Annotated in this window: 5 protein-coding genes and 1 pseudogene; all 6 read right to left on the reverse strand. The window is 53.0% G+C overall.

Translation table 11 applies throughout. The features are described from left to right. Window positions 1-419, reverse strand: a 419-nt coding sequence (locus ACOSYY_RS07485; protein ID WP_421661641.1) for a YebC/PmpR family DNA-binding transcriptional regulator, incomplete at its 3' end; no start/stop codon positions are given. A 132-nt stretch (window positions 420-551) separates the two neighbouring features. Next, window positions 552-1,346, reverse strand: coding sequence for a hypothetical protein (locus ACOSYY_RS07490; protein ID WP_421661642.1), 795 nt, complete (start codon window positions 1,344-1,346; stop codon window positions 552-554). A 21-nt stretch (window positions 1,347-1,367) separates the two neighbouring features. Further along, window positions 1,368-2,123, reverse strand: a complete 756-nt coding sequence (locus tag ACOSYY_RS07495; RefSeq protein WP_421661643.1) for a hypothetical protein — start codon at window positions 2,121-2,123, stop codon at window positions 1,368-1,370. A gap of 99 nt (window positions 2,124-2,222) precedes the next feature. Next, window positions 2,223-2,957 carry a PCP reductase family protein gene (locus ACOSYY_RS07500; protein ID WP_421661644.1) on the reverse strand — a complete coding sequence of 245 codons (735 nt, stop codon included), beginning with the start codon at window positions 2,955-2,957 and terminating at the stop codon, window positions 2,223-2,225. 234 nt (window positions 2,958-3,191) lie between these two features. Then, complete coding sequence (locus tag ACOSYY_RS07505) at window positions 3,192-3,488, reverse strand: hypothetical protein (RefSeq protein ID WP_421661645.1); 297 nt, start codon at window positions 3,486-3,488, stop codon at window positions 3,192-3,194. Between the two features lie 98 nt (window positions 3,489-3,586). Beyond that, window positions 3,587-3,796, reverse strand: a pseudogene (locus tag ACOSYY_RS07510) (adenylyl-sulfate kinase); the annotation flags it as partial.

The raw sequence follows: 3,796 nt of genomic DNA on the forward strand, positions 1-3,796 counted from the left end.
GCGACGAGCCCCTTCTTATGGAACTGCCAGGCGACGGCGCCCGCTTCCGACATATTGCCGTGATTTTTCGTCAGGAGACTGCGAATCTCCGCAACCGTCCGGTTCCGGTTGTCGCTGGTGATTTCCAACAGGAGTGCCGTCCCTCCAGGCCCATATCCTTCCAAAGAAAATTCCTCATACGTCACACCAGGTAGTTCACCAGTGCCCCTCTGGACAGCTTTCTTCATGGTGTCGCCAGGCATATTGGCTTCCTTGGCCTTGGCGATCGCCAGACGCAGCCGGGGATTTCCGTCGGGGTCGCCACCGGATCGAGCCGCAATGGTAAGCTCCCGGATGATTCGCGTGAAGATCTTTCCGCGCTTTGCGTCCTGGGCTCCCTTGTGTCGTTTGATCGTGGCCCAGTGACTATGTCCACCCATGTGTTCCTCCTCTACCCGCCCGAATTCCGTGAGCTGGTCAGAGATCCGATAATCCTGCAATGACTGTGATGATGTAGAGGTAGCACAGGCTTCAGAAAAGTGTCAAACTCTATGCCGGCCTATTACACGACTCTATTCGGAATAGACGAGAAGGAGAAGCCCAAAGAGAATCACGGAGCCAGCCCAAGCCACTTCCGCCCATTTCACAAACTGCCGTGACGCACCAGGCATCCATGACGCCATCGCCTTTGATAAGGCGGCGCCGACTCCCACAGTTCCCAGTAAGGCATGATGGAGCTCGATCCTCTCGCTGGCCGGGTGATTTCCGTGTGAATGGACAAACAACAACAGCCCTCCGATCAGCGTTAAGAAAACCAACGGAGCCGCCCATGCCGGGTGTCGAACCCTGCCGATTCGACGGAGCGTCTCGCATACGGCTATGGCCACCGCTAGAATGCTATAGAGTTTGTGCTCGAGGATTTCCCGATCATCACCGAAAAACGTTTCGACAAAGCCGAGTGAGCCGATCGGCCACGCATCGTGGTCGCTCCAGACCAATAGATAAACCCCGATGGTACCGAGAGCACTTGGCAGAACGAGACGAACCCAAAAAGGCAGCGGAAGCCGTAATGCATAGCCTAACTCGGCAAGCCCAAAGAGCACATCACATAGACCGGCGAAGTGATGATTGAACTCCGAATAAGCGATTCCTTCTGCTGATCCTTCCCAACCTCCCCCGACGTGTTCACCTTGGTGATCATGTGTCACACCTGCTTCGTCCGACACAGCTTGATGGCCTGAGTGTGCTTGTGCGTGTGCTTCTGAAATCCAGGCGAGCGGAACAATGATGAACAGGAGTACGGATATCAGACAAGACCACCGCTCTACGCAGAAGCTTTTCTGCTCGTAGACGCGTAGATAACCCATTAAAAGACGCGTTCCATACACCTATTCGAAATACAGGAGAAGCTGAATGCCCATGACGATCACGAATCCCGCCCAAGCGACCTCCCATCTTTTCACAAGATGATGTGAATCACTGGATGTCCACGAGACCATTGCGTTCGATATGGCAGCCCCAATCCCAAGACTTCCGAGAAGCGCATGGTGCAACTCAATCGTGTGATTCGCCGGATGATTTCCATGTGAGTGGGCAAAGAGCAATAGCGGTCCGGTCACGCCAAGGAACAGCAATGGAGCCGCCCAGGCCGGATGGTGGGCCCAACCGATTCGGCGAAGCGTCTCACTCAGCGCGGCGGTAAAGGCAAACACCCCATAGAACTTATGCTGGAGAATTTCTGGTTCTTGTCCAGAAAATGTCTGAACAAAACTCAATGCCCCGATCGGCCAAGCCTCATGGTCACTCCAGACCAGCAAATAGATTCCGATGATTCCGAGTGCGCTTGGCAGAACGAGACGAGTCCAGGGGGGCAACGGGTAGCGCAGCGCATGCCCTAATTCAGCAAGGCCAAACAGCAGGACAAATAGCCCGGCAAAGCGATGATTGAACTCGGAATAAGCGACTCCTTGAGCAGATCCTTCCCAACTTTCGCCGGTATGCGTACCGTGAGAACGATGCGCGGTGCCTTCCTCATCGGAGATTACTGGGTGACTAGACAGTTGCGCTTGTACGTTGGTCGGCCAGTTGAACGGAATGACGACGAGTATGGAAACCGACAACAAATAGAGCCAAAACTTCTTCATACGAAAGAACTGCTGAACGGATGAGCCAAACAATTTGAAGGCCCATCCAGGAGGCCGGATGGGCCCTCAAGAAACCTTCTTTATGTATGCAGCCTTTGACTACATGAACTTCATGAACTTGTCCTTCGCCTCGTCCATCACTTCCGCAGTGATGGACGACACACCACGCTCCTTCGCCAGCCGCTCGATTTCTTTTCGCGCCATCGGACGGATGAAGTCCGGAATATTTTCGAGTCGTTGTTCAGCCTCGCGTGACCACATCATCCCGTCTGGCGAATCATTCTTTGAATCGTCCATCACTTGCAGCGTGATAGTCTTAAAACCCTGCTTGCGCGCATAGGTCTCCACGCTCCCTTGAACCATCGGCTTCACAAAGGCTGGGAGCCGGTCGAGCTTCTCCTTGGCATCGGTCGTCCAGCTAAATTCGGAAGAAACCGGGCTCGTACCGTTTCCTGGTTTTCCGCCGGCCGTCAGACCCATCTCAGCTACCATCGCCGAGAATGGACAACCACTCGCTTTCTCGGGAGCTTTGGCAGGCGACACAGTAGCTGCGGCGACAGCTGGCTCAGCCGTAGTTTGCTTATTCACTACAGTGGCTGCCTGTCGCGTTCCCGCAAGGGAACGTAACCCTTCCATTGACGCCGCCGGTTCGGCACGAGCACCGAGCTTCAAGCCCAACGCATTCATCATGTTGGTTTCGCCCGCGTTCGTCACCATCGAAAACTTGGCGTTACAAGAGGGGCAGGCAAAAAAGACCCCGAGGGACCCATCTTCTGGTTTCTCCACTTTTTCAAGGCTCATATAGGTTTCGCAGTTGAGGCATACAAATTTCATAAAGACTCCTATTACATCGGCCCAGGTTATTACATCGTCTCGGGCCCGTTACCCTTACGAAAACCTACGCTATCATAATGATTTTCAAGGAGTCAAACCGCTGGGATGAGGTGAACGATCCTATCGAGGTTAGAGGCTTGAAATAGGAACCTGACAGGTATGATCCTAGTATCCGAGTGATTCCTATATCCTGGGAAGTGTCGGTTTCTCTCAGCCACTCCTCGCGACCATAATTCAAAATGACCTCAAACGTTCCATTAGGAAGAAGCGGAAGGTCGATTGTTTTCCCCCCGCCGCTGCTGGGTTGCATTTCCTTTGAAAAGAACCAAGGCTTAAATCTTCTGGAAGAGCTTTGTTTTTGCATGTGAATGTTGATTGCTTACCACTATCCACACAATGGACATCCAGGGTTCCTGGGTAATATAACGTTGCCGCGATCTCAAAGACTTTGTTCGGCTTCCATATGACGCATTCATAGAGAGGCATCTGAAGAAAGATGAAGGAAGCAGATAAGTTACTGATGCCTTTCATGACGAAAACTTGCTGTGACAACCAACGGTGGGGAGTCCGTATTCACCATATTTAGGGCGAAATAGGATGGTCATCTATTCATTTATTTCGGCATCCCACTAAATCGAATACTGAAAGATCGGCTTGGCTCCGATGGCCTGCGCGAGAACACCTCGGCGTTTCAATTCATCGAGGATGCGAGCGGTCGCGACGTCGAAATCCGTGGGGCCGGTGAGAATGACATCAGTGTTCGGTGGCGGCTCTTCTTCGGATTTGCTCATGTGGACGGCGATGACCGGGGCGGGATGGACCAGGGTCCTGATCGCTTG

This window comes from Nitrospira sp. BLG_2 (assembly GCF_049222245.1).

Coding starts and splice junctions, on each gene's coding strand:
- ACOSYY_RS07490 (WP_421661642.1), bottom strand. CDS start 1,346: ATGGGTTATCTACGCGTCTACGAGCAGAAAAGCTTCTGCGTAGAGCGG.
- ACOSYY_RS07495 (WP_421661643.1), bottom strand. CDS start 2,123: ATGAAGAAGTTTTGGCTCTATTTGTTGTCGGTTTCCATACTCGTCGTC.
- ACOSYY_RS07500 (WP_421661644.1), bottom strand. CDS start 2,957: ATGAAATTTGTATGCCTCAACTGCGAAACCTATATGAGCCTTGAAAAA.
- ACOSYY_RS07505 (WP_421661645.1), bottom strand. CDS start 3,488: ATGAAAGGCATCAGTAACTTATCTGCTTCCTTCATCTTTCTTCAGATG.